The 25,557-nt window shown below is 73.3% G+C and carries 17 protein-coding genes; 7 read left to right on the top strand and 10 right to left on the bottom strand.

Going from position 1 to position 25,557, the window contains the following annotated elements; translation table 11 throughout:
- Nucleotides 1–2 precede the first annotated feature (2 nt).
- Nucleotides 3–5,603, top strand: a complete 5,601-nt coding sequence (locus QCD66_RS15170; RefSeq protein WP_375735765.1) for an SDR family oxidoreductase — start codon at nucleotides 3–5, stop codon at nucleotides 5,601–5,603.
- Here QCD66_RS15170 and QCD66_RS15165 read toward each other — a convergent pair.
- Nucleotides 5,578–5,838 (bottom strand): hypothetical protein, encoded by a 261-nt coding sequence (locus tag QCD66_RS15165; RefSeq protein ID WP_375735766.1) that lies wholly within the window; start codon nucleotides 5,836–5,838, stop codon nucleotides 5,578–5,580. The two genes, QCD66_RS15170 and QCD66_RS15165, sit on opposite strands and share 26 nt — an antisense overlap.
- Before the next feature lie 69 nt (nucleotides 5,839–5,907).
- Between QCD66_RS15165 and QCD66_RS15160 the strand changes: the two genes are divergently transcribed.
- On the top strand, nucleotides 5,908–6,345 hold the full coding sequence (locus QCD66_RS15160) for a MarR family winged helix-turn-helix transcriptional regulator (RefSeq protein WP_375735767.1): 438 nt from the start codon (nucleotides 5,908–5,910) through the stop codon (nucleotides 6,343–6,345).
- A gap of 43 nt (nucleotides 6,346–6,388) precedes the next feature.
- Here QCD66_RS15160 and QCD66_RS15155 read toward each other — a convergent pair whose 3' ends face one another.
- The 4 genes from QCD66_RS15155 to QCD66_RS15140 all read right to left on the bottom strand — a co-directional run bounded on the left by QCD66_RS15155 (nucleotide 6,389) and on the right by QCD66_RS15140 (nucleotide 16,594).
- Nucleotides 6,389–11,107, bottom strand: coding sequence for an SDR family NAD(P)-dependent oxidoreductase (locus QCD66_RS15155; RefSeq protein ID WP_375735768.1), 4,719 nt, complete (start codon nucleotides 11,105–11,107; stop codon nucleotides 6,389–6,391).
- 6 nt (nucleotides 11,108–11,113) lie between these two features.
- A complete protein-coding gene (locus QCD66_RS15150) occupies nucleotides 11,114–13,426 on the bottom strand; it encodes a beta-ketoacyl synthase N-terminal-like domain-containing protein (protein WP_375735769.1) in 2,313 nt (770 codons plus the stop codon).
- A complete protein-coding gene (locus QCD66_RS15145) occupies nucleotides 13,423–13,674 on the bottom strand; it encodes an acyl carrier protein (protein WP_375735770.1) in 252 nt (83 codons plus the stop codon). Before QCD66_RS15145 ends, QCD66_RS15150 begins: the two co-directional genes overlap by 4 nt.
- A 1,468-nt stretch (nucleotides 13,675–15,142) precedes the next feature.
- Complete coding sequence (locus QCD66_RS15140; protein WP_375735771.1) at nucleotides 15,143–16,594, bottom strand: hypothetical protein; 1,452 nt, start codon at nucleotides 16,592–16,594, stop codon at nucleotides 15,143–15,145.
- Nucleotides 16,595–16,747: 153 nt separating this feature from the next.
- Here QCD66_RS15140 and QCD66_RS15135 point away from each other — a divergent pair, with 153 nt between their 5' ends.
- Nucleotides 16,748–17,719, top strand: coding sequence for an ornithine cyclodeaminase family protein (locus QCD66_RS15135; protein ID WP_375735772.1), 972 nt, complete (start codon nucleotides 16,748–16,750; stop codon nucleotides 17,717–17,719).
- On the opposite strand, the gene QCD66_RS15130 is transcribed toward QCD66_RS15135, so the two are convergent.
- The 5 genes from QCD66_RS15130 to QCD66_RS15110 all read right to left on the bottom strand — a co-directional run bounded on the left by QCD66_RS15130 (nucleotide 17,713) and on the right by QCD66_RS15110 (nucleotide 21,425).
- Nucleotides 17,713–18,732, bottom strand: a complete 1,020-nt coding sequence (locus QCD66_RS15130; RefSeq protein ID WP_375735773.1) for a response regulator transcription factor — start codon at nucleotides 18,730–18,732, stop codon at nucleotides 17,713–17,715. The genes QCD66_RS15135 and QCD66_RS15130 overlap by 7 nt on opposite strands.
- A gap of 41 nt (nucleotides 18,733–18,773) precedes the next feature.
- Complete coding sequence (locus tag QCD66_RS15125; RefSeq protein ID WP_375735774.1) at nucleotides 18,774–19,115, bottom strand: hypothetical protein; 342 nt, start codon at nucleotides 19,113–19,115, stop codon at nucleotides 18,774–18,776.
- A gap of 21 nt (nucleotides 19,116–19,136) precedes the next feature.
- Nucleotides 19,137–19,937, bottom strand: coding sequence for a hypothetical protein (locus tag QCD66_RS15120; protein ID WP_375735775.1), 801 nt, complete (start codon nucleotides 19,935–19,937; stop codon nucleotides 19,137–19,139).
- On the bottom strand, nucleotides 19,934–20,668 hold the full coding sequence (locus tag QCD66_RS15115) for an ABC transporter ATP-binding protein (protein ID WP_375735776.1): 735 nt from the start codon (nucleotides 20,666–20,668) through the stop codon (nucleotides 19,934–19,936). The genes QCD66_RS15120 and QCD66_RS15115 overlap by 4 nt, the downstream gene beginning before the upstream one ends.
- A gap of 247 nt (nucleotides 20,669–20,915) precedes the next feature.
- The gene (locus QCD66_RS15110) at nucleotides 20,916–21,425 is read right to left on the bottom strand and encodes a hypothetical protein (protein ID WP_375735777.1); all 510 of its coding nucleotides are present in this window, start codon (nucleotides 21,423–21,425) and stop codon (nucleotides 20,916–20,918) included.
- A 157-nt stretch (nucleotides 21,426–21,582) separates the two neighbouring features.
- Between QCD66_RS15110 and QCD66_RS15105 the strand changes: the two genes are divergently transcribed.
- From QCD66_RS15105 to QCD66_RS15090, 4 genes are read left to right on the top strand one after another with little or no spacing between them, the layout of a single operon-like run.
- Nucleotides 21,583–22,845 (top strand): sensor histidine kinase, encoded by a 1,263-nt coding sequence (locus QCD66_RS15105; protein WP_375735778.1) that lies wholly within the window; start codon nucleotides 21,583–21,585, stop codon nucleotides 22,843–22,845.
- A complete protein-coding gene (locus QCD66_RS15100) occupies nucleotides 22,842–23,537 on the top strand; it encodes a response regulator (protein WP_375735779.1) in 696 nt (231 codons plus the stop codon). The genes QCD66_RS15105 and QCD66_RS15100 overlap by 4 nt, the downstream gene beginning before the upstream one ends.
- Nucleotides 23,538–23,590: 53 nt before the next feature.
- Nucleotides 23,591–24,484, top strand: a complete 894-nt coding sequence (locus QCD66_RS15095; RefSeq protein ID WP_375735780.1) for an ABC transporter ATP-binding protein — start codon at nucleotides 23,591–23,593, stop codon at nucleotides 24,482–24,484.
- Nucleotides 24,481–25,557: an ABC transporter permease gene (locus QCD66_RS15090; protein ID WP_364216903.1), complete on the top strand. Its 1,077-nt coding sequence runs from the start codon at nucleotides 24,481–24,483 to the stop codon at nucleotides 25,555–25,557. Before QCD66_RS15095 ends, QCD66_RS15090 begins: the two co-directional genes overlap by 4 nt.

Here is a 25,557-nt window from a genome sequence, read left to right as displayed (position 1 = left end):
CCGTGCGGGGCCGGTTCAGCGGAAAGACCGTACTGGTCACCGGCGGCGGGCGGGGCATCGGCGCAGTGATCGCCCGGGCCTTCGGCGCCCACGGCGCGCACGTGATCGTCAACTACTTCCACTCCCCCGAGGCCGCCACCGCCACCGCACAGAGGATCGTCGAAGCCGGCGGGTCGGCCGAGACCATCCGCGCCTCGGTGGCGAAACCCGACCACGTACGCGGCATGTTCGCCGCGCTCGCCGCGCGCCTCGACGGCCTGGACGTCCTGGTCAACAACGCCGCCCGCGGCGTGTTCGGCGAACTGTGCGACGCCACCGACGACGACTGGCACCGCGTGCTGGACACCAATCTGCACGGAGCCCGCCGGTGCGCGCAGGCCGCGCTGCCGCTGCTGGCGGCCCGCCACGGCGTTGTGATCAACATGTCGTCGACCGGCTCGGAGCGGACGCTCGAAGGGTACGGCGTGATCGGCGTCAGCAAGGCGGCGCTGGAGGCGCTCACTCGCTACCAGGCCGGGGAGTTCGCCCGACACGGCGTACGGGTCAACGTCGTGTCCGCGCCGCCGGTCGACAACCGCGTGACCGACTACTTTCCCCACCCCGACCGGATGCGCGGCGCGCTGATCGCCGGCACGCCGGGCGGGCGCATGACCCGGGAGGAGGACCTCGCCCGGGCCGTACTGCTGATGGCCGCCCCGGAAGCCGGCTGGGTCACCGGCCAGACCCTGATCGCCGACGGCGGATTCTCCGTCGTCGGCGTGAGCACCAGCGGCGGCCGGGAGGACGCGGCGGCCACCCCACCGGTGGCCGGCGCGCCGACGACCGAGCCCGATCCGATCGCGATCGTCGGGATGGGCCTGGTGGCACCCGGCGTCGCCGACGTCGACGGCCTGTGGCGGGTGCTCGGCGCGGGCCGGCCGACCTACGGCGAGCCCGGTGGGCGGTACCGGCTGACGGACTTCCACTCCACTGACCCGGCCGCGATGGACCGCACCTACGCCCGCGTGGCCGGCGTGATCCACGAAGACCCGCCGGCCGACGGCTCGGACTTCGCCACGACCTGGCTACGGCGGGCGTTGCGGCAGGCCACCGCCGACGTCCACCGCGCCCCGGGTGACCGGGCGGCGTTCGTGGTCGGTATGTGGCCCGACGGCAGCCAGCACCTGGAGGAGAGCGTCGCCGTACGGCTGGCCGCGCGGGGCGTCGCCACGGCCGGCGGTGACGGGGAACAGGCCCTGCACCTGCTGCGCCGGCAGTTCGGCTGCGTGAGCGACACCCCCGCCCGCCACAACCCGTGCGAGATCGCCCGGGCCGCGATGCAAGGGGTGCTGGCTCCCGACACCACCTGCCTGACCGTGGACACCGCCTGCTCCTCCTCCCTGTACGCCATCGACCTCGGCGTACGCGCCCTGCTCGACGGCGACGCGGACGTGGCCCACTGCGGTGGGGTGAACGCCTTCGGCCCCCGCGTGCTCGTCGTGTTCGCCAAGCTCAAGGGCCTGTCGGCGACCGGCCACGTACGCAGCTTCGACACGGCCGCGGACGGCACGCTGTTCTCCGACGGCGCGGGGATCGTGACCCTCAAACGTCTCAGCCGCGCCCGCGCCGACGGCGACCGCGTGCTGGCGGTCCTGGCCGGCTTCGGCGCCTCGTCCGACGGGCGCGGCACCGCCATCTACGCCCCGAACGTCGACGGCCAGCGGATCGCGCTGCGCCGGGCGTACGAGGTCAACGGGGTCGGCGGTGACGACGTCGATCTCGTGGTGTCGCACGCCACCGGAACGGTGGCCGGCGACGGCACCGAACTGTCCGCCCTGGCGACCGGGGCCACCTCCCGTGCCGTGACGTGCGTGGCCAACAAGGCGTTGCTGGGGCACACCGGCTGGGCCGCCGGGGTGGTGTCGGTCATCCACGCCGCACTGTGCCTGCGCGAGCGGAGCATCCCGGCCCAGCCGCTGTTCACCGGCCTGCCCGACGGCGCGCGGGACCTGCCGGTCCGGGTGCCGACCGAGCCCGCCGCGTTCGCCGCGCCCGTACGCACCGTCGGGGTGTCGTCGATGGGCTTCGGCGGAACGAACGCGCACCTGCTGCTGCGTGACGCCCCGGCCGGGCAGCCGCCACCCGCCTCCGGCCGGCCCCCCGTCGACGACGACCTGCTGCTGGTCGCGTTCAGCGCACACCTGCCCGGCGGCCCGAGACACGACGAGGTCGCCGCGCGCCTCGCCGCCGGCCTCGGTCCCGCCACCGAGCCGGGCTTCGGCGACGACTACCCGCTGCCGCCGTTCGCCGACATCCGCATGTCGCGCCGGACGGCCCGCGCCGTCGACCGGTGCCAACTCATGGCGCTGTCGGCCGCCGCCGCGTTCGCCGGCGAGCACGGCCGGCTCTGGCACGGCATCGAGGAACGCACCGGGGTCTTCTGCGCCCACACCGGACTGACCCGGCTGTCGATGGAGGCCACCGCGCGCTCGTACGCCCACGGCATCGAGCGCGTCCTCACCGGCACCCCGCAGGCGGCGGCCTACGGGGAATGGCTGCGGCGGCTGCGCGAACAGACCCCGGCGATCACCGAGGACACCATGCCCGGGCTCATGCCCAACGTCATCCCCGCCCGGCTGGCCCGGCAGTTCGACCTGCGCGGGCCCACCATGACGCTCGACACCGGCCCGGACAGCGGCCTCGCCGCGCTGTACGCCGCCGCCGCGTACCTGCGCCGCACGGAGATCGACCTCGCTCTCGTGCTGGGCGCCCACGGAAACCTCCTCGACCCCTACGCCACCGACGGCGGGCCGCCGCTGGCGGAAGGGGCGTTCCTGCTGGCCGTCGCGCGCGGCCGGACGGTCACCGACAACAACTGGCCGGTCCTGGCCCGGCTCCGGCCCGCGCTGCGGCCCGACGCCGGCACCGGTGAGGTCCGTGCGGTCGAACCGGTCGGCCGGTACAGCTACGGGGGCGCGGACTCCGTGCTGGCGGTCCTGCGCGCCGCGCTGCGGCCGGGTGCCGGCACCGTGGTTCGTGGCGCACCCGACAGCCCGCGGGTCGCGGTCCTCCCTCTCCGCGACGGTGCCGCCGCGCCCACCCCACCCGACCCGCCGTACGCCGCCCGCCGGTACCTGGCGACGTTCGCCGAACAGGGTCGCCCACACCGTGCCGGTACGACACCCGAACTGCCGGGAAGCGCCCTCGTGCTCACCGACTCGGCCGCCACGGCGGTGGCGCTCGCCCCGATGGTCGCCCGGGCCGGCGGGCGGCTGCTGTGCACCGATCCCACGGCGTCGGCGGCGGCGACCGTCGTCACCCACGTCGACGAGGACAGTCTCGACGCGACCGGGCCGGCCCGCCACATCCGCGTCGTGGCGTCGTTCGGCGCCGGCCACCGGCCGCAGCCACCCGGTGCGGCGCGACTGGCCCTGCACGAGCTGATGTTCCTCGCGGTGAAGACCAACTTCGCGGGGATCGCCGACGGCGGATCGGTGGCGGTCGCGCTGATGGATCCGGCGACCGGTGGCGCCGTGCATCCCGACACCGCCCTTTTCACCGGGACCGTCAAGAGCATGGCCTGGGAACTGCCGCCGGCCTCGGTCCACGCGCTGATCACCGACACCGGCACGCCGGAGACCGCGCTGGCTCAGGTCGACCACGAGCTTGGCGGTGCCGGGGGCCTGCCCGTCACCTGGTACCACGACGGTCGCCGGCTCGCCGAGACGCTCGCCCCCGCACCGCCGCCCGCCGACGACACCGGTCTGTCCGAGCGGTCGACGGTCGTCGCCGTCGGCGGTGCCCGGGGCATCACGGCCGCGGTCGTCGCCGCGCTGGCCCGTCGCTATCGGCCACGACTGTGGGTGCTGGGCAGCGGGGATCTCGACCGGTTCTCCGCCACGGACCTGGCCGCACTCGACCGGGACGTCCACGGCGGCCGGACCCGCTACATCCGCGAACAGCGCACCGCGGACCCCCGATCACGTGTCGCCGAGATCAACCGGCGGTTCGACCGGCTGCGCGACGCCCACGAGGCCGTCACCAACCTCCGTACCCTCGCCCGGCACGTCGGCGCCGACCGGGTCACCTACCTACGATGCGACATCACCGATCCGGCCGCGGTCGACCACGCCGCCGCCACCATCCTCGACCACGGGGACGTCGACCTGCTGATCAACGGCGCCGGCCAGCACCACGCCACCTCCCTGCCCGGCAAGGACCTGGCCACCTTCCGGCGGGTCCGGGACGTCAAACTGCTCGGCGGCCACCACCTGCGCAACGCGTTCGCCGCCCGCCCACCCCGGCGGTGGTGCAACTTCGGCTCCATGGCCGGGTTCTGCGGGCTGCCCGGTGAGGCCGACTACGCCGCCGCCAACGAGATCCTCGCGGCCGCCGCCCGCCACCGGCCGACCCACGAATACACCATCGAGTGGCCCAAGTGGGCCGACTCCGGCATCGTCACCCGCGACTTCGTCGACAACCAGGAGTACTCCGGGGACCGCTTCTCGGCGATCCACGACGCCGAGGGCGTGGCGCATTTCCTGGCGGAACTGCGGCCCCCACGGCGCGACGCGGCCCACGCGGTCGTCGCGGTCGCCGGGGACCTGGAGATCAGGTCGATACGGGACCGGTTTCCCGGCTTCCGCCTCGCCGACGACCCGGCCGCCCGGCGGGGTGAACGGGGTGCGCCCGCCCGGGCCTACCTCGGCCGGCCCGAACACCGCGACGCGGACCGGGCCCGGTGGTCGCTGGTGTTCGACGGACGCCTCGATCCCGTGCTCCGCCACCACCTCGTCGACGGCACGCCCACCCTGCCCGGCACCTTCGCGCTGGAGGTCGCGGCCGAGGCGGCACTGGACCTGCTGCCCGGGGCCCGGCCGATCGCCTTCCGCGGCGCGGCCTTCGACGCGTTCATCCGCGCCGACGCCGGCCGGACCCGCGGGTACGCCGTCCGGGCCACGGTGATCGCGCGCCGGGACACCGAGACCGATGTCGAGGTGACAATCGTCTCCGACGTCGTACGCGCCGGACGGGTGCTGCGTCGCGACCGCCCGCACTGCACCACCGTCGTGACGGTCGGCACCGGTCCCACGCCGCAGCGGCGCTGGCCGGGCGGGACCGACGGCGCGCGACCGGTGCGGGATCCCACCTACCACCCGGGCGGCCCCGTACGGCTGACCGGGATGTTCCACAACACCCGCGAGTGCCGTGCCGATCCCGGGTACGCCAGCGCGCTGTGGCGTCCGCCGCCGGAGCACCTCGACGCACACCTCGAGGGCTACGCGGTGCCCGCACTGCTGCTCGACGCGATGGTGCGGGTGGCGGCGCTGCCCCTGGTCGCCGCGGGCCGGATGGCCGCCGCCGTCCCCCGCCGGCTGCGCGAGGTCCGGCTCCACCACGCCGGGTCCGACACGCACCTGGCCGGCACCTGTCGCGACGGAATCCGGATAGCCACCGACGGTGGGCGCGGCACCTGCGTGGCGGTCGCCCCGGACGGGGTCGTGCTCGCCGAGATCCTGGGGCCGACGTTCACCGACCTCGCGGCCCGGGGCTCAACCCAGATGGTTCTTCCTGGTGAGCCGGCGGTGGGTCAGATCGTCACGGCCGGATACGACTCGACGTAGGACTCGTCGTTCCAGCCGCCCAGATCGCCTCGCAGAACTCGGTGAAGGTGCTCTCGCCGCCCTGGTCGGCACGCAATGCGCGGATGACCGCATCCTGATCGAACGGTGCCACGTCGACCGTGCCCGTGACCAGCGGGGTTCCCTGGTCCACCACCGGCCCGGCAGCTGTGATGTAGAGGCTCTGCATGCTCGCAAGGAACCAGTCGTTGCGCCGGACACCGGCCTGGCGGAGCACCTCGGCGAGGTAGGGAAAGCCGCCGACCCGGGGCCGGATGGGCTGACAGCATGTTGTCAAGATGGGAGCATGATGACAAGCCGAGTCGCGCTGCTGGTCGAGGCCGCCGGCCACCTCCGGCGTACGGGTGAGGCCATTGCCGCCATCGAAGGCCAGACACAGGCCCGCTGGCAGGTGCTGAGCGTGACGTCCGACCGGCCGATGACCGCTTCCCAGGCCGCGCGGCGGCTCGGGGTGACCCGTCAAGCTGTGCAGCGAGTCGCCAACGAACTGGTCGAGGAAGGACTCCTGGCCCCCGAGCCGAATCGCGACCACCGCACCTCGCCGCTTCTGCGCCTCACCGCGGCCGGCAAGGAGAAGCTCGACCGCCTCACCGAACGCGCCGAGGTCTTCCACGAGCAGGTCACTTCGGCCCTCGGCCCCGACCAGGCCGGCCAGGCCGCCGACGCGCTCCACACCCTGCTCGCGGTGTTGAGACAGCGGGAGGATGGACGCTCGGGCCGTTGAGGGCTCATCCCCGGGGCGTGCCCCGGGCAACCCCACCGCATCGTCAATCCGGGGTACCGCGCCCGTCGAGGGGCGCCGTACGGATTCCGGTCATCCGCGCCCGGACCAGTCCGTCGACGGTGACCGCGACCCCCCGGTCACGCGGGGCCGCCCCGTCGAGGTCGTACGCGGACCCGTGCAACCGTACGTGCGGGTTCCGGTCCGGGGCGGCGAACAACTCGATCGACGAGATCGTCCGGGGGATGCCGATGGCCGCCGACTCCCCCGGCGCACGCAGGTAGGACAGTTGCACGAGCCCTTCGAGAATCCGCTGCGGGGTGGCCTCGTTCGCAAACCAGCGGTCCGTGTCGACCCGGTCCAGCCACAGCAGGGCCTCCCGGCCGCCGGGGTGGATCCGTGGCCGGGTCAGGGACCGGAACATCCCGGCCAGCCCGACGGGGGATGCCGGCCCGTACAGCGGCTGGGCGGCCCCGCCGCCGGTGCCGGCGGGGCCGGTCCAGCGGCTCGCGGCCGGCACGGACCCTCGCAGGTGGACGGTGACGCTTGCGTACGGCCTGTCGCGGACGAGAAGCTGGCCGGTCGGCGCGACCACGTCGCCGCAGATGTCGACCCGGACCACCGATTCCTCGGCGCCGTGGGTCAGCAGCCGCGCGCGGACGCGCACGGGGTGCCGCCGGCCCGGGTGGACGCGCAGGAGGCCGAGCAGTTCCAGGTCGGTGAAGACGGCCGGGACCCGCCCCGGGCAGAGCCGGGCGGCCGCAGTGGCGGCGAGTTCGGGATAGAAGGAGGCGGGCAGCGTCGGATAGCCCCGCACCAGATGGTCGGCGAGGTAGCCGTCCCGCTCGAGGTCGAAGACCCGGAGCAGGGTCGTACCGCGCTCGTCGTGCTCCTCGACCCGGTAGCCCGATGCGGCGGCCCCGGGGTGTCGCGGCGCGGGCCCGTCCGGTTCGCCGCACCAGGCGAAGTAGCCCGGTGCGGCGCGCTCGACGGCGGCACGTTCGCGTGACCCCAGGTGTACGACACCGGCCGGACCGGGCGCGGCGAGTTCGCCGAGGAAGTGCCCGACGCCCTCGGCCGTGGTCATCGGCGTGAGGTCCGGGGTACGACCGAGGTCGGCCCGGCCGCCCAGGTGGTGCGCGGCCACGAAGCCGGTCTCCACCCAGAGGCTGAACCCGATGGTGTGTTCGTGGTGGCCGTCGGCGGCGGCGTGCTGTGCGGCGTGGAGGAGGTAGTCGTTGCCCGCCGCGTAGTCGGTGTCGCCGGCGAGGCCGAAGTATCCGTTGAAGGAGCCGACGTTGCACCAGGCGACGGGGCGCCGGCCGTGGAAGGCGCGGGTGAGGTTGGCGTGGGCGTGCAGCTTGAGGTCCCGGACGGCGGTGAAGCCGGCCAGGGACTTGGCGCCGACCGGTGCGGTGCCGATCCGGCCGGCGACGTTGAGCAGCAGGTCGACCCGTGGCTCGGCGCCCAGGATCCGGTCGATCACGGCGTGGACGGCGTGGCGGTCCTCGAGGTCGCAGACGAGGTACGTGACCCGGTCGCTGCCGCAGTGGCCGGCCAGTTCGGCGAGGGTGGCACGGATCTCGGCCACCCGGGTGAGGTGGTCGAAGGCCCGGCTCGCCCGTACGGCGGTCGTGCCGCCTTCGCTGACCCGCGCCTTGATGAACGCGGCCCGGCCATCGGCGACCGGGCGGGTGTCGGTGTCGTCGATCCGGGTCGTCCCCAGCACGTAGAGTCGCGGCCCGGCGGTACGCGCCACGGCGCGCAGCAGTTCGGCGCCGACTCCCCGGCCGCCGCCGGCGGCGACGACGACCGAGTCCCTGGTGAGGCCGATCGGGGTGGCGGGCGCGGGTCGGTGCCGCGCCCGCACCGCCAGTCGCTGCCCACCGACGTGGTAGGCGACCGGCAGCAGCGGCGGGGGTCGGAGGTCGGTGGTGGCGTCGACGCTGGCCGCCTCGTGTGCCACCGCGTACACCTCGGACGACGCGAACTCCCGGGCGAGCGCCTTGGTGAAGCCGGTGAACAGGCCGGTCAGGGGGTGCGGGACCCGGTCCGGGCGTACGCCGCCGAGCAGCAGGACCGCGAACGAGTGGCGGGGCGTCCAGCCGGCGGCGGCGCCACGGGCGGCCAGGAACATCGCGTCGTGGAGTCCGACCACGCCGCGATGCCGGGCGTCCTCCGGCTCGAACCGCGGGCCGACCGTGGTCAGGTCGCAGACGACCCTGATGTGCGTCGGGTCCACATCGGACAGCAGCTTGTCGAAGCCCGCCTCCGACAGGTCGATCCGGCTGCTCGACCCGTCGCGCCGCAGCAGTGCGTCACCGTCGCCGACGGCGATGACGGTGGTGTCGTGCGGCAGCGGTCCCAGGGCCGCGCTGTTGTTGGTCAGTACGACGGCCGACGGCGGGATGAACGGCCGGTCGTCCGCCGCCCCGGTGGCCGGCAGCGGGGCGAGGCTCAGCTCGTAGCGCTCCAGGGCCCGGACGGCGGGCGGTGCCGGCTCGGCGACGGCCGCCGGCCGGCTGAGGGTGAGCGCCCGGGCCGGGGCCTGCGGTTCCGGGCGCCGGACGATCCGGGCCGCGGGCGCTGTCCCGGTGAGGAAGGCGAGCAGTTCGTCACCGCCCTCCGCGCCCGCGAGGTGCGTCGCCGGGTGTGCCTCCCGGTCTCCGCACACGCCGAGGTCGTCGACCCCGGCCAGGACGGGTAGGCCGGTGGCGGCCGCGACCTGCCGGGTGGTCAGCGCGAACAGGAAGGCGCCCTCGTGCGGCGGGGTCGGGCTGCCGAGCATCGCCTGCCACTCCGGTCGGCTGTTCCCGTTGACCGCCCCGACGAGCGCGAGGTCGATGTCGCCGAACTGGAGGTAGCGGGCCGCCACCTCGAACGCCTCGAGGAGCGACGCCGCGCCCTGGTCGACGGTCACGTTGAGGCCGCACAGGTCGAAGTGGTTCGCCACCCGGCCCGAGATGACGTTGGGCATCTCCCCGGGGTAGGAGTCCTCGGTGATCGGTGGCACGAGGCCGTGGACGGTCGACCGCAGGGTGTCGAGGAACTCGTCGACTTCGGGCCCGAGGTCGTCGGTGAGGACCCGCTGGATCTCGTCGAGGTGGGCGCGGAGCCGGCAGAGGAGGGCGTTGCGGGTCGGCCCGGTGTGTCCCACGACGACGCCGACCCGCTGGTGGCGGCGGGCCAGCACGTCCTTCAGGGTGGCGTCGAGCTGGTGGACGCACTGGACGAGCATGAGCTGGGTCCGGTCCATGCGGCGTACCGTGGCGGGCGGCAGGCGCAGCTCCCGCATGCCAGGCATCGGGTATTCGGCGCCGAACCGGGTTCCCTCGTCGGGCTGTCGGCTCGCCCATCCGACGAGGACGAGTTCGTCCAGTGGGGTCACGCTGGTCGGGCGGCGTGCCGGCGGGTCGCCGGTGTACTCCTGGAACAGCAGGTGGGCGTTGGTGCCCCCGAATCCGAAGCCGGACACGGCGCCGGCGCGCGGGCGGCCCCGCCGGGGCCAGGGCTGTTCCGTGGTGGGTACGACCAGGCGGGAGTCGTCCGTGGCGGCGGGTGCGGGCAGGTCCCGGAAGCCGTACTGGGCGGGGATCGTCCCGTGTCTCATGGCCAGGAGCAGGTGGATGACGGACACCGCCCCGGCCGCCCAGCCGGTGTGGCCGACGAGGGACTTGTTGGACACGACGTGGACCGGGGTGTGGCCCCGGTAGCGGCGGCGCAGCCCGGCGAGTTCGGTCAGGTCGCCGGTGGGGGTGCCGGTCGCGTGGGCGACGATGAGGTCCACGTCGTCGGGGGGCAGTCCGGAGCTGTCGTACGCCCGGTTCAGGGCGTGTTCCTGACCGTGGGGCGCCGGCTTGTAGATGGAGGTGCCCTTGCCGTCGGCGGACAGTCCCGAGCCGGCGACGACGCCGAGGACGGTGTCCCGGTCGGCGAGAGCGCGGTCGAGTCGCTTGAGGACGATGACGGCGGCGCCGTCGGAGAAGATGACGCCGTCGGCGCCGGCGTCGAGGGCGCGTACGGTGCCGGTGGGTGAGAGTCCGCCGTTCTTGGCGAACATCACCGAGACGGACGGGGTCAGCGCCATGGCGCCGCCGCACACGGCGATGTCCACGGCCCCGGCCAGGATCTCCCGCATCCCCAGGTCGATGGAGTACAGCGACGACGAGCAGGCGGTGTCGACGACGTGCACCCGGGTGTCGGCCGGCATCAGTCCGCGGATGGCGTTGGTGACGATCCGGTGTGCGGTGTGGTCGGTGGGTTCGGCGGCGCGGACGTACCGGCGCCGCAGCGCCTTCTCGATCTCGCGGGTGTCCCGGCGGCCCAGCGACTCGGCCTCGGCCAGCACTCCGCCGACGACAAGGGCCTCCTCCTGGTGCAGGCTGCCGTCGGCGGTGTAGCCGAGGCAGAGGCTGAAGCGGTCGCCGTCCCGGCGGCCGACCCCGGTGAGCCCGTGCTCCACGCAGTGGCGCAGCCACACCTGCGCGTAGTCGTCGGTGCCGGCGTCCGGCAGCCCGGTGACGAATCCCCCGGCCTGCTGATACGTCTTGTCGGTGGCGGAGCGGTCGGCGTCGACGAAGTCCCCGGTCCGCCAGCGGCCCGCCGGTGGTGCGGTGATCTGGGCTTCGCCGCCGGTCAGCAGCGCCCAGAACTGTTCCACGGTCACGGCTCCCGGTAGCGCCAGGCCCATGCCGACCACGGCGACCGTATCCGCCGCGGCGGCCGGGCTCCCGGCCGCCGCAGGGGGAAGCGACTGCTGGGTCATCGCGCCTCACGCCCTCACGAGGATGCCGGCCGGCTGGATCGCCGGGTCGTACGGTTCGACCCGGACGGTGCCGCCGGTGGCGACGGCGCGCAGGATCGCCAGTGCCCCGTCGCCACCCAGATAGCTGCGTCCCGCGCTCGGACCGCACCGCACGGTGGCGGGACCGTCGTGCGGGTCCTGGCCGGCCCGCAGCCGGGCCAGGATCGGCAGCCGGTGCTCCGCCGCGGTGTCGGGCCGGGTCAGGGCCAGGGTGAACGCCCCTTCGGCGGGGTCCACCGCCGGCGACCGGAAGGGGGCGCCGAGGATCGCGCGCAGCTCCGACCCGGAGTTGCCGTTCACCCCGCTGACCAGGGCCATGTCCAGTTCCCGGGTGTGCAGCGCCCGCATCGCCAGGTGGACGGCGCCCAGCGCGGAGTCGATTCCCTGGTCGACGACCATCGCCATGCCGCGCAGGTCGAAGCGTTTTGTCGCCCGGGACGCGATGAAGTTCGGCAGCAGCCCGCCGACGGTCTCGTCGGGGTCGGGGGCCAGCGCCTGCAGGGACTTCAGGAAGCGGTCGACCGCCGGCGCCGCCGTCGCATCGGTCACGCCGGCGAGGGCGCCCGCGATCAGGTCGCGGTTGATGCGCAGGACCACCGGGCCGAAGGCGCCCGGTACGCCGTGGTGACCGACGAAGACGCCGGTGGTGTCGGTGAACGGCGCCCACACCTCGCCGTGCTCGCCGGCAAGCTGGAGCATCGACTGGATCAGCATCAACTGCGTCCGGTCGAGGTTGCGCGCCGCGATCGGTGGCATGCGTAGCTGGACCGGGTCCGGCAGCGGATAGCTTTCCCCGAATCCGGGCGGAACGTGCCACTCGGCGCCGCGGAGTTGGTCCATGACCTCGGTCGCGGTCGGGGCGCCCGGCAGGTGTGTTCCCCACCCCACCACCGCGATCTCCCCCGTGCCGGAGCGCCGCGCGAACCCGCCCACCCGTGGCGTGTCGGTGACCACGGCGTGCACGTTGGTCCCCCCGAACCCGAAGCTGTTGACGCCGGCGATCCGGGGGCGGTCGGCCGTACGCGGCCAGGGGGCGTCGGTGACCGGAATCCGCAGCCTGGTGGCCTCCTGCCGGTACGACTCGGGGGTACGGGTGAACCGGCGCTGGGCGGGCACCGTCTCGTTGCGCAGCGCGAGCAGGACGTGGACCAGGGAGAGCAGGCCGGACGCCCAGGAGGTGTGGCCGAACTGCGGCTTGTTCACCGTGACCAGGCAGTCCGTCGCGGAGTCGGCCGCCTCGCGCAGCGCGGCGAACTCGACCGCGTCGCCGGCCGGGACGCCGATGGCGTGGGCCAGGATCCAGTCGACGCCGGCGGCCGTGACGCCGGCGCTTTCCAGGGACCGCCGGATGGCCAGGGCCTGGCCCCGGCTGTCGGGCGCCAGCACCTCGCGTCCACGGCCGTCGGAGGAGGTGCCGAGGCCGGCGATGACGCCGAGCACCTCGTCGCCGTCGGCGACCGCCCGGTCGAGGGTCTTCAGCGCGACGACCGCCGCCCCTTCGCTCCACAGGCTGCCGGTGCCCGCCACGTCGAACGACCGGAGCTGGTCGTCCGCCGAGACGAGCCCGACCTGGCTGAGCATCACGTACTCCGACGGGGTGACGTTGCAGGCTCCGCCGCAGAACACCACGTCGGCGGTGCCGGTGCTCAGGGCGCTGATCGCGGCCTGGACCGTGTAGAGGCTCGCCGAGCACGCGGTGTCGATGGTCACGATCTCCGTCCGTGGCGGCAGCAGCCCGGCGGCGGCCCGCCGGCCGACCTCGTGTGGCAGGAACACGTGCGGTTCGGGGCCGGCGAACGGGTAGGTGCCGGCGAGCGCGCGGCGTACGAGGTCCGGGATCTGCCCGGCGTCCGGGTCGTACGCGCCGACGCCCTGCGCGACGGCCTCGACGAGGAATGCCTGCTCGGCGTTGATCGAGCCGCTGACGCCGTAGCCGATCGCGAACGCGCACCGGTCCCGGTCGGCGACGGTGGTGGTGTCCAGTGCCTGGAGGAGGCAGTGCCGCAGCCAGTAGGTGGTCAGCCCCGGTGGCGCGTCGCCGGCGTCCCTCTCCGCCCGCAGTCGCGGGTGCGGCCGCAGGTCGGCCAGTGGGCCGTAGACGCGGTTGTAGCTCCGGTCGGCAACGGCGCGGTCCGGGTCGTGGAGCCCGGCCAGGCCGGCCGGGTCGGCGTCGGCGGCCGACAGCACGCTTCGCCCGCTGCGCAGCAGATCCCACAGTTCGTCGGGGGTGCTCGCGCCGGGCAGCGCGACGCCCATGCCCACCACGGCGACGGCGGTCACTTCGACCCCGTCCGGTGGGCGGACGCCAGCACCACGGCCGCGATGCTGTCCAGGGTCTCCACGCCGCCGTCCGGTACCCGCTCCATCCCGAAGTGCTCGGTCACCCTGTTCAGCAGCTCGGTCTGCTTGAGCGAGTCGATTCCCAGCTCCGCCTCCAGGTGCGCGTCGGGGGTGAGCACCTCCTTCGGATATTCCAGCGCCTCGGCGTAGATGGTCCGCAGCTCGTCCAGCACGTCGGCCTTGTCCATGTCGTTGCTCCTTGGGTCGGCCCGATTTGTTGGGTTCTGGCGGTGAGGTTCCACTCTGTCCCCCCGCCGAAGTCCGAATATAGGCATCGATAAGTTCTGAGAGTCGGGCGAAGAGCTGCGGATCTGTTGAATCTCGGACGACGTTGAACGAAGCAGGCAAGTACCTCGATCCGCCACCGCCCACTACCGGCTCCTGGTCACCGTTGCGGGTGATTCCTCATCGCTCACGTGACATGTCCTAATAGGGGAGATGCCCTCGAGGGCGTACCGCTCCCCCGTCCCCCACGGTCCGAGCGTGGCGCTGAGGAGGCGGACATGCCGGCACGGCCCAACGCGCGACTCCGCGCACTGCTGCGGGAGGCGGCCTGGACGGGCGCGGACCTCGCCCGGGCGGTCAACGCCTGCGGCGCGGAGTCCGGCATGACGCTGCGGTACGACCGCACCTCGGTGGCGCACTGGCTCGCCGGATCCCGTCCCCGACAGCCGGTGGCCGCACTGGTGGTCGAGGCACTCAGCCGCCGGCTCGACCGCGAGATCTCCCTGCCCGAGGTGGGGCTACCGGCACAGCGGCCGGCACCGGACACGGCGGCCCGGCACCTGGACCTCGTCGACGAGCTGCACGAGCTCTACGGCAGCGGAGCGAAGCGGCGGGGCCTGACGAGGTCCCTCGTCTACCGGCGGGACACACCCCCGGCGTACGACGAGGTGAACCCGCTCGTCGCGACGGAGCCGGGCCGGACCCTCACCCCCCGCGACGTGTCCGCGGCCGAGCGGATGATCGAGGTCTTCGACGAGGTCGACGCCGTCTTCGGCGGGGGCCGGGGCAGGATGGCGCTGGGCGGTTACCTGGCCACCGGCCTTTCGCCCCTCCTGCGCGCCGGCGGTCCACCGCGCCTGCGTGCCCGGTTGCTGTCGACCGCCTCGCAACTGGCCTACCTGTGTGGATTCATGTGCTTCGACGACGAGCAGCACGGTCCGGCCCAGCGGTACTTCCACGTCGGCCGGTCACTGGCGTCGGAGGCCGGCGACCGGCGCCTCGCGGCGATGGCGTTGCGGGCGCTCAGCGTCCAGGCGCGCGGGCTCGGTCACCACGCGGACGCACGCCGGCTGGCGGAGGGGGCGATCGCCGCGGCGGGTCCCCGGACGCCGCCGCTGACCCGGGCGTTCCTGCACGGCCAACTCGCCGTGGCGTACGCGGCCGCCGGTGACCGACCTGCCGCGATGGCTCAACTACGGGCCTGCGGCGCGCAACTGGAGCGCGCCGAGCGGGACGGCCCGCTGCTGGGCTCGTACCACGCGGCCGCGTTCGCGCATCAGCGGGCCGCGGTGCACGCGTCGCTGGGTGAGCGGGGTGCCGCGATCAGGGCGCTGCAGTCCTCGACGCGCCTGCGGCCGGTGCGGGAGCGCCGGTCCCGTGCGCTCCTGCGGGCCCGCCTGGCCGAACTGCACCTCGGCCAGGGGCACGTGCTCAGGGCCGTTCGGGAGTGGCACCTGTTCCTGGACGACTACCCGCATCTGGATTCCGGCCGAATCCACCGGGCGCGGGCCTCCCTTGACGCGGGGCTGCGGCCCTATCGGCGGGTACCCGAGGTCGCGGCCCTTCTTCACCAGGCACGCCAGACGGATTCCGGGCCGGTGCCGTCGACGGTCGCGGATCGCCGGTGAGCGGATCCGCGGGCGGGTCGCCGTCGGCCTGGCTGCGCGCCAGGCGGCGTACGACGCTCAGCGGGCCCAGCCCGGACAGCGCCGAGATGACGTCCTGGGCGAGCGACGGCCGCGCCGACGTCGACGGCAGCAGGCCGATCACGGCGCCGGGAACGAGCCACTGCGGCCTGATCGCCTCCACCGCGTCGAGCACGACAGGTTCGCCTCCCGCGCCGGCGACCCAACGGTGCAGCGACGCCGTGTCCTCCGCGTCGGGCGCACCGCAGATCAGCACCACGTCGCAGTGGCGGGCCAGATGGTGCGCGAGGTCCGAGCGGTCGGTGGCCTCGTAGCAGAAGTCGTCGGGGTGCGAACCCCGCAGCGTGGGTACGCGCCCGCGCAGGGCGGCCACCACCGGCAGCACCTCGGACATCGCGATCCCGGGCTGCACCACGCAGGAAACCGGATCGGACTCCGGCAGGACCAGTGCGGCCACGTCGGCTTCCGATTCGACGAGCCGCGGCGGGACGGGCAGCCCGGCGGTGATCCCCGGATAGGCCGCGTATCCGGCCCTGCCCGCGACGACCACGCGGTCGCCCTCGGCGACGCGGCTGTCGGCCTCGGCCCGCGCCGCGGCGACGAACGGGCAGGTCGCGTCGACGAGCGTCAGCCCTCTCGCCGAGGCGCTTCGCGGGAGGTCGGGGTGCGCGCCGGCGGCGGGGACGACCACCACCGACCCGGTCGGTACGCCGGTCAGGTCACCGACGGCGCGTACGTCCCGCGGGTTGGTGCCGTCGAGCAGCGGCTCGATCTCCGGTGGAGGGTTCAGCATGAACACGGGGCCCGTCGACGTGGTGAGAGCCCGGTCGACAAGGGCGAGTGTCCGCCGCACCCCGGCACACGCCGGCGGGGTGGCTCCGGTCAGCAGCCGCCGGGTCCGGAACACCGCGGACCACCGGTCGAGCACCTCTTCCACCACCTGCCGGAGTTCGTCGTCGGATGGATGTACGGCCGCCGCGATCCCCCATGCCGCGCCGTGCCGGTCGAGGTAGGTGGTGGCCAGCACGGTGGCGGTCGAAGGCTGGGGCGAGGTGATGGTCAGGGTGCCGTACCGCACCGTGCGGCCGAGCCTGGTCAGCGATCCCCCGATCAGTGGCGCGGCGGGGCAGCGCACCGTCCCGCGTTCGGGGTGGTCGACCGCCGTGGCCACCAGCACCTCACCTGCCGCCACCTGTTCGCGGGCGCCCAGGCGCTCGGTGAGTCTCGTTCTCTTCATTCCTTCTCCCGCACCCGAGGACCGACGCACTTTCATAGCATATGTGCCATTTGACCGACTACCGGGTCGGGCATTCGGGGACGGCTACCCTGTGGGGGTGCCGGAGGGAGCAGGACGACGTACCGGCCCCGGCCGCCGAAGGACCCCGCCGCGATGACCGCATCCCTGCCCTACCTCACCGCCGAACGGGTCGCCGAACTCCTGTCGCCACGAGCGGCCGTCGAGGCCATCGAGGCCGCACTGCGTAACGGCTTCGACCCGGCCACCGACCCCGTCCGGAGCCAGGTCGAGGTGCGCCACGGGCACTTCCTGCTCATGCCCAGCGACATCGGCGCCAGCACCGGCATCAAGATCGCCACGGTCAGCCCCGGCAACGCCGCCCGGGGCCTGCCCCGCATCCAGGGCGTCTACGTGCTGTTCGACGCGCAGACCCTGGCACCGACCGCGCTGATCGACGCGGGCGCGCTCACCGCGCTGCGTACCCCGGCGGTCTCCGTCGCGGCGGTCAGGCCCGCGCTCCTGCGGGACACCGCACCGCTGCGGGTCGTCGTCTACGGCGGCGGACCGCAGGCCGTCGGACACACCGCCACCCTGCGGTCCGTCGTGGACGGACACCGCGAGATCACCGGCCTGACGTACGTGGTGCGGCGTCCGGCGGCGTACGCGCAACTGGCGGGAGCGGACGTACGCGTCATCGGCGCCGGCACCGGCGAGGCGGAGCGGGCCGTACGGGCCGCGGATGTCGTCGTGTGCGCCACCACCGCCCGTACCCCGCTCTTCGCCGCCGACCTGGTACGCGCCGACGCCGTCGTGATCGCCGTCGGCTCCCACGAGCCCGACGCCCGGGAACTCGACGCCGCCCTGCTCGGCCGGGCCCAGGTCGTGGTCGAGGACGTCGCGACCGCGCTGCGCGAGTGCGGCGACGTGGTCATGGCCGTCAAGGAGGGCACGGTCGACGTCGGCGACCTGGTGCCGGTGCCGTCGGTGGTGACCGGCGCGACGGCGCTGGCAATCGACCGCCCGGTGGTCTTCAAAAGCTCGGGCATGTCCTGGCAGGACCTCGTGATCGCCGACGCCGTCGTCGCCCGGGCCACCGGCGAGGAAAAATCGACCCTCGCCTACTGACCGTCCGGTCGCGGGTCCTCGTCGAACCAGCGCGCGGCCAGCAACGCCAACTGGGTCCGGTTCTCCCGCTCGAACCGGCGCATCAGCCGGGAGACGTACTGTTTCACCGTCGCCTCGCTCAGATACAGGCTGCGCCCGATGGCCGCGTTCGACGAGCCGGTGGCGACGAGTCGCAGGATCTCGCGTTCGCGGTCGGACAGGTCCGGCACCGGCGGTCCGGCCGGCCTGCTGGCGGGCGCCCCGGACGGCGGGGCCGCGGTCGAGTCGTACAGCTCGATCCGGGCCACGGTGTTCCCGCCCACGCTGTCCCCGGTGAGCCCACGCCGGGCGACGTCACGCAGGTCCGCCGCCGCGCGACGGGTGGCCGGGTCACCCGCCGACGCGACGAGTTCGTCGCTGCGCAGGGCGACGATGGCCAGGGCCCGCCGGGCCGCCTCCAGGGTCCCGGCCGGCAGGTCCGCCCCTTCGTCGTACCCGGTCATCTCGACGGACATCGCCGGGCGCCGGACCCGGTCGGCGCGCGCTTCCCGCAGGTGCCGCATCAGGGCGATGAGCACGCCGATGAGGAACGGGACACTGGCCGACAGGATCGCCATCGCCGCGGGTACACCGGCCCGGACGCCCACCGCCACGACCCCGACCGAGCCCACCGCCAGGGCGGCGGTGCCGCAGGCGACGGCGATCCAGTCGCCGGCGCGGCGGTAGAGGTTCAGCGCGCTCATCGCGATGCCGAGGGCGATCCACGGTACGGCCCCGCTGTAGGTGAGTTCCGCCAGCCGGGGGTCCAGCAGCGGAGAGCCCAACGCCACGACGGCGACGGCGACGGCCCAGAGCACCGGCCGGTCCGGAGCCAGGAACCCGAGCGCGGTGACACCGAGTTGCGCGCCGGCCATCGCGACGATGACCGGCGTCGCGGCGGGGATCGCGACGACGCCGATGACCGCGCCCAGCACCGCGGCCGTGACCAGCCCGATCGTCGGCCACCAGGCCTCCCGGTCAACCTGCGTTCGCACGGCACCCGCCTTCCTGGTCGATGGTCGTCGGCGTGTACGGCTCAATGGTGGGGCGCGGCGGCGAGGTCCTCCCGCACCGCCCTGGTCATCCGCCGGAAGCGCATCGTCAGCCGGACGAAGAAGTACGGCGCGTCGTTGGCGGCGTACGCGGCGCCGTGTGTCCGCTGGGTCAACTCCAGGCGGTGCGCCTCGGGATCGACGCGTACGTCCACCCGCAGTCGCCGGGAGATCAGGGTTTGCCGCACCGGCTCACCTCCCTCGCAGGCGACGGCGGTCAGCGGGCCGGTCTGTTCCCAGAGGTAGTCGCGGCTCTCGAAGGTCTCCCGTACGGTCGCCAGCACCTGCTCCGGTCGGGCGTCGGCGGCGAGTTTCACCCTTGCCATCGGTGGCTCCTCTCGGTCCGGTCAGCGGCTGTCCATGCGGGGAAGACGTAGTGCGGCGGCCGTGCCGACGGCGGCGACCCATGCGGTCACGCACGCGAGCGCCAGCGGCCAGTCCAGGTAACCGTGGGAGCCGGGAGCCGCGACACCGGCCAGGCTCTCCACCGCGGCGCCCGGCAGCCAGCGGGGCACGCTCGCGGCGTACCCGTCGCCGAGGAACGGCGCCAGGCTCACCGGCAGAAGCGAGATCAGCCCGGTGACGACCACCGCCCCGACAGCCGAGCGGACGAGGACCGCGAAGCCCGCGGCCAGCAGTCCCTGGACCGCCATCGATACCGCCACCAGCAGCGCGATCGCCCGGACCAGTCCCGGGTCGGTCAGGTCGAGGGGCCCGGACCCGCGAAGCGCGAGCACGCCCTGGGTGGCTGCCACCGTCATGACCGACGCGAGGAGGCCGACGATCAGACCGCCGGCCGCGACGAGGACGAGCTTGGCCGCCAGGACCCGGTTGCGGCGGGCGGTGGCGACGAAGGTCGACTCGCCCAGTCCCTGGAACTCCGCCGCGACGAAGCTCGCCGCCAGGTACGCGTACGCCCAGGTGACCAGCCCGGAGCTGTAGAAGATGACGGAGAATTCGCTCTCCGCCTGGGCGTCGGCGATGGCAGAGCTGTCTCCGATCACGGTCATGAAGCCGCCGACGCCGACGCTGACCAGGACGATCAGGGCGACCCCGATCGGGGTCGAGCGCAGGGCGCGCATCTTGCGCCACTCGGAGACGAAGGTGGCGGCGAACCCTGGGGCCGTCGTCGACTGCGCGCCGTTCACCGCCTCTTCCTTCCCGTGACGGCGGCGCGGTACTCGGCCGCGCCCGCGGTGAGGTTCAGGTAGGCGTCCTCGAGCGAGGTGCCGTGCTCCAGATCGCCGATGTCGAACTGGCCCAGCAGCCGGCCGGCGCCGATGACCACCACCCGGTCCGCCGTCTGCTGCATCTCGGCCATGAGGTGGCTGGAGACGAGCACGCAGCGGCCTTCGGCGGCGAGCCGGCGCACGAGGTGGCGTACCCATCGCACGCCGTCGGGGTCGAGGCCGTTGACCGGTTCGTCCAGGATGAGCGTGCCCGGGTCGCCGAGCAGGGTCGCCGCGATGGCCAGCCGCTGTCGCATGCCGAGCGACAGCGCGGCGATCCGGCGGGACGCCGCCGGCGCCAGGCCGACCTCCTCCAGCAGCTCGTCGGCGCGCCGGTCGGGAATCCGGCCGGCGGCGGCCAGCCAGCGCAGGTGGCCCCTGGCCGTCATGCCGCCGGGTGCGCCGCGCGCGTCGAGCACGACCCCCACGACCCGCTGCGGTGAGCGGTGTTCCCGCGACGGCCGTCCGTCGATCGTCGCGCAGCCGGACGTCGGCCGGTCCAGGCCGACGACGATCCGCATCGTGGAGGTCTTGCCCGATCCGTTCGGGCCGACGAACCCGGTCACCTGCCCGTCGGGAGCGGTGAACGAAAGGTCCTCGACCGCGGTGAGCACCCGATGTCGTTTGGTGAGACGGAACGTTTCGATCATGTCCTCAACTGCAGCAACGCACCGGGCACGCCGCTACCGACCTTCGTATGCGCCGGGTGTCACGAAGGTCGGCCCCTTCGCGGACGCCCACCCGATGACACGGTCAGCGACCGCAACCCCACGGACGGTCACCTCTCGGCGGTGCGAGGCATCGACTACCGCGACGCCGGACCGAAGCCGGACACCACCGGCCGGGCCGCCCGGTACCCGACCGCCTGAGCCGGGTACGGCTCACACCCACGGCGCCCTACCGGGCAGCACGCTGCTCCTTCGCCATCCGCTTCAGTTCCTGGAACGCCTCGACGTTTCCCATCGCATCGTTCACCGGGTGATGGTCGTGCGGCGTCTGCCGGAAACGCTTCCAGGCCTGGGTGTCGCCCCAGTTGTTCATCAGCCCCGCATAGAAGTCGCCCAGTCTCCGGCCGCTGTGACCGAACGGGTTCGGCAGTCCGGCCTCGTCGAACAGCCCGGCTATCCACATGAAGTCGTAGGCCGGATTGTCCGACACGAAGACGGGGCGCTCCTTGCCACCGACCTCACGCAGCCAGTCGGAGAGTCCCCCGGCCACGGTCGCGGCGTCGTTGATCCTGGCCCCCACCACCGGAACCGCCGGATTGGCCGGGTCGGGCGTTCCCTCGAACAGCACGCCGTGAAATGTCCGGCGGGTCTTCTCGTGAACGGCACCGAATTCCGTCATCGTGCCGTTGACCGGGCTGGTGCCGAGGGCTTCCACGTCCACGAAAACATAGTTGCTCATCTCGCACTCCTCGACCCGGCCCGCGGCATCGTTCGGGCGGCCGCAAGTGTGGCACGCGCCGACCACAACGGTGAGCGGCGCCACAAGCGGCCCATTCCGCGAACCACCTCCGCGGGGCGGTTCGTCACCGGCCGATCCGGTGTGCCATCGTCGCGGCATGAGCGTGGAGCTGACGCCGTGGCGGCGCCCCGGGCCGTCGCGTGAGCAGCGGCGCACGGACGTCCTGACGGGTGTGGCGGTGGCGGCCGGGGCGATGCTCAACCTCACCCTGGTCAACAGTGTCGGCCAGTTCTTCCTCGGCCGGCCGCCCGCGTGGCCCGAGCAGGTGTTCTGGACGCTGGCCTGCACGTTGCCGCTGGTCGCGCGCCGACGCTTCCCGATCGCCGTCGCGATCGTGATCTCCGTGGCGCTCATCGGGAGCCAGTACCGGCACTCGCCCGAGCAGCAGGTCGCCAGCGGGGCGCTCTACGTGGCCCTGTACACGGTCGGCGCCTGGAGCATCGACCGGGTCATGGCCCGCCGGGTGCGGCTCGGCATCATCGCCGCGATGTTCGGCTGGCTCGCCGTCTCCGCGGTGCTGTCGTTGGTCAACCTCCCGCCGAACGCGTTCCCCAACGCGAGCGGTCCGTTGGAGCCGCTGCTCGCGTCCATCGTCAGCGGCGTGCTCGTCAACGTGCTGTTCTTCGGTTTCGCCTATCTCTTCGGCGACACGGCGTGGACGTCCGCCCGCCGGCAGCACCAACTGGAGGTGCAGGCCGAGGAACTGCGCCGGTCGCAGGCCGACGCCGCGCAGGCCGCGGTCATGGGTGAGCGGGTACGTATCGCCCGCGAACTGCACGACGTCGTGGCCCATCATGTGTCGGTGATGGGTGTGCAGGCCGCGGCGACCCGGCGGGTGATGGACAAGGATCCCGGCAAGGCCCGCACCACCCTGGCGGCGGTCGAGCAGAGCGCCCGGACGGCCGTCGACGAACTGCGCCGGATGCTCAACCTGTTGCGCGCCGGCGGCACGGTCCCCGACGAGCCGCCCGGGGCGGGCGTCGACCAGGTCGGGGAACTCGTCGTCAACGCCCGGGACGCCGGCCTGGAGACCTCGTTCGGCGTGTACGGCGAGCCGGCGCCGCTACCGGAGTCGCTGTCGCAGGCCACGTACCGGATCGTGCAGGAGGCCGTCACCAACACGCTGAAGCACGCGGGGGCAACGAACCTGGACGTACGGATCCGCTACCACGCCGCCGAACTGGAGATCGACGTGGCCGACAACGGGCGCGGCACGGCGGGACGGCCCAGCGCCGGCCTCGGCCTCATCGGCATGCGTGAGCGGGTCACCGCCCACGACGGCACGCTCACGACCGACCCACGGCCCACCGGAGGCTTCCGGGTCCGGGCCCGCTTCCCCCTGGCACGGGTGACGGCATGAACACGATCCGGGTACTGCTCGCCGACGACCACCACCTCGTACGGACCGGATTCCGGGTCATCCTGGAAACCGAGGACGACATCGAGGTGGTCGGCGAGGCGTACGACGGGCTGCGGGCGGTCGACCTCGCCGAGCGGGAACGGCCCGACGTGGTGCTGATGGACATCGAGATGCCCGGCATCGACGGGCTGGAGGCGACCCGGCGGATAGTCGCCGCCGGCGCCGGACCCGCCGTACTGGTCCTCACCACCTTCGACCGCGACGACTACCTCTTCGCCGCCCTGCAGGCCGGCGCCAGCGGCTTCCTGCTGAAGAACGGCACACCGGAGGCACTGATCCACGCCGTCCGGGTGGTGGCCCGCGGCGACGCCCTGCTCGCCCCCGAAATCACCCGCCGGGTCATCGCCCGCTTCACCGGGCCGGGCGGAATGGCGGAGAGCGGCCGCACCGACGGCGCCCGGCTGTCCGAACTGACCCCGCGCGAGCACGAGGTGTTGGTGCTGCTGGCCGGCGGCGCCACCAACGCCGACATCGCGACCGCTCTCTTCCTCGGCGAGGCGACGGTGAAGACCCACGTCAGCCACGTGTTGACCAAGCTGGGACTGCGTAACCGGACGCACGCGGTCGTGTACGCGTACGAGCACGGCGTCGTCACCCCCGGAGGACGGCATCCGTCGCGCGACGGACCCTGACGATCGATCGTGGGACGGAGGTCAACGGCATCCGCCGCGCCTACCGTCGATGCATGACTTCGCTCCTGCAACTGAAGGCGGTACACCGCGCCTTCGGGGATCGCAGCGTGCTCCGGGACGTCACCTTCGACGTGACACCGGGCCGCCTGACCGGATTCGTGGGCGCCAACGGCGCGGGCAAGACGACCACGATGCGCATCATCATGGGCGCTCTCGCGGCCGACTCCGGCACGGTGACCTGGGACGGCGCCCCGCTGACCCGCGACGACCGGCGCCGCTTCGGCTACATGCCGGAGGAGCGCGGGCTCTACCCGAAGATGTCCGTCAGCGAGCAGTTGATCTACCTTGGCCGGCTGCACGGCCTCAGCGCGGACGCCGCCACCCGCAACGTAGACGCCCTGCTCGACCGCCTCGGGCTGGCCGAACGGGCCGGCGACAAGCTGGAGAAGCTGTCACTGGGCAACCAGCAGCGGGCGCAGATCGCCGCCGCACTCGTCCACGAACCGGACCTGCTGGTGCTGGACGAGCCGTTCTCCGGCCTCGACCCGCTCGCCGTCGACACCGTGCTGACGGTGCTGCGCGAATACACCGCGCGCGGCGTCGGCGTGCTGTTCTCCAGCCACCAACTGGAGGTCGTCGAGCGCCTCTGCGACGACCTGGTCATCATCGGTGAGGGCGCGATCCGGGCCGCCGGCAGCCGCGAGCAGCTGCGCCAGGCCCACGCCCTGCCGCGCTACGAGATCCGCGTCGACGGCGACGCCGGATGGCTGCGCGACCAGCCCGGCGTGACCCTGGTCGACCTCGACGGCGCGCACGCCGTCTTCGACCTGGCCGCCGGCACCGACGACCAGTCGGTGCTACGCTCCGCGCTCGACCGCGGGCCGGTACGCGTGTTCCGCCCCGTCACCCCTTCCCTGGCCGAAATCTTCCGGGAGGTCGTCCGATGACCACCTTCGACGCCGCCCGCATCGTCGCGGCCCGGGAAATCCGGGTCAAGCTGCGGGACAAGACGTTCATCTGGAGCACGATCATCTTCCTGGTGATCGTGGCCGCCTCTACGGTACTGCCGAACATCTTCGGCGGCGGCCCGTCCTCGGTGGCCGTGGTCCAGGGCCCCGCCGCCACGGCACTGGCCGACGCCGGGCTCGAGGTCCGCACGGTCGGCGACGACGCGGAGGCCGAACGGCTGGTCCGTGCCGGCGACGTCGACGCGGCGGTGGTCACCGGTCCACGCGTACTGGCGATGGACGACGCACCGTCGGACGTGGTCAACGCCCTCAGCGCCCGCCCGCCAGTCGAACTGCTCGACCCGAACGCGGTCGACCCGGCGCTCGCGTTCCTCATCCCGTACGCGTTCGCGTTCGTCTTCTTCATGACGTCCCTGACGTTCGGGTTGCAGATCGCGCAGAGCGTCACCGAGGAGAAGCAGACCCGGGTCGTGGAGATCCTGGTGGCGACCGTGCCGATCCGGGCACTGCTCGCCGGGAAGGTGATCGCCGGGGCGATCCTGGCCTTCGGGCAGATCGCGCTGATCGCCGCCGTCGCCTACATCGGCGTGTCGACAGCCGGCGTACCGGGCGATCTACTCTCGCTGCTCGGCCCGGCGATCGCCTGGTTCCTGCCGTTCTTCGTCGTCGGGTTCGTGATGCTGGCCGCCCTGTGGGCCGCCGTCGGCGCCCTGGTCAGCCGGCAGGAGGACATCGGCGCCGCGTCGACGCCGATGCAGATGATCGTGATGCTGCCGTTCTTCGCCGTCATCTTCCTGCAGGACAACCCGACGGTCATGACCCTGCTGTCGTACCTGCCGGTGTCGTCGCCGACCGCGATGCCGGTACGGCTGTTCGACGGCGACGCGGCCGGCTGGGAGCCGATCCTGTCGCTGGTGATCCTCGCGGCGACCGCGGTGGCGATGCTGTTCGTCGGCGCCCGCATCTACGAGGGGTCACTGCTCAAGACCGGCGGCCGTACGGGATTCGCCGCAGCCTGGCGCGACCGGGAGGCCGCCCGGCTGACCAAGTGA

Origin of the sequence: Polymorphospora sp. A560, from assembly GCF_045781765.1 — a bacterium.
In the GTDB taxonomy this organism is placed as follows: Bacteria; Actinomycetota; Actinomycetes; order Mycobacteriales; family Micromonosporaceae; genus Polymorphospora; species Polymorphospora lycopeni.
Note: the sequence above shows the minus strand (reverse complement) of the source record. Positions and strands in the feature narration are given on the sequence as shown.

What these genes read in the sequence shown, in the direction of transcription:
- QCD66_RS15160 (WP_375735767.1), top strand. Translation starts at nt 5,908, where the DNA reads ATGATGACAAGCCGAGTCGCGCTGCTGGTCGAGGCCGCCGGCCACCTC.
- QCD66_RS15155 (WP_375735768.1), bottom strand. Translation starts at nt 11,107, where the DNA reads ATGACCCAGCAGTCGCTTCCCCCTGCGGCGGCCGGGAGCCCGGCCGCC.
- QCD66_RS15145 (WP_375735770.1), bottom strand. Translation starts at nt 13,674, where the DNA reads ATGGACAAGGCCGACGTGCTGGACGAGCTGCGGACCATCTACGCCGAG.
- QCD66_RS15140 (WP_375735771.1), bottom strand. Translation starts at nt 16,594, where the DNA reads ATGAAGAGAACGAGACTCACCGAGCGCCTGGGCGCCCGCGAACAGGTG.
- QCD66_RS15135 (WP_375735772.1), top strand. Translation starts at nt 16,748, where the DNA reads ATGACCGCATCCCTGCCCTACCTCACCGCCGAACGGGTCGCCGAACTC.
- QCD66_RS15125 (WP_375735774.1), bottom strand. Translation starts at nt 19,115, where the DNA reads ATGGCAAGGGTGAAACTCGCCGCCGACGCCCGACCGGAGCAGGTGCTG.
- QCD66_RS15115 (WP_375735776.1), bottom strand. Translation starts at nt 20,668, where the DNA reads ATGATCGAAACGTTCCGTCTCACCAAACGACATCGGGTGCTCACCGCG.
- QCD66_RS15110 (WP_375735777.1), bottom strand. Translation starts at nt 21,425, where the DNA reads ATGAGCAACTATGTTTTCGTGGACGTGGAAGCCCTCGGCACCAGCCCG.
- QCD66_RS15105 (WP_375735778.1), top strand. Translation starts at nt 21,583, where the DNA reads ATGAGCGTGGAGCTGACGCCGTGGCGGCGCCCCGGGCCGTCGCGTGAG.
- QCD66_RS15100 (WP_375735779.1), top strand. Translation starts at nt 22,842, where the DNA reads ATGAACACGATCCGGGTACTGCTCGCCGACGACCACCACCTCGTACGG.
- QCD66_RS15095 (WP_375735780.1), top strand. Translation starts at nt 23,591, where the DNA reads ATGACTTCGCTCCTGCAACTGAAGGCGGTACACCGCGCCTTCGGGGAT.
- QCD66_RS15090 (WP_364216903.1), top strand. Translation starts at nt 24,481, where the DNA reads ATGACCACCTTCGACGCCGCCCGCATCGTCGCGGCCCGGGAAATCCGG.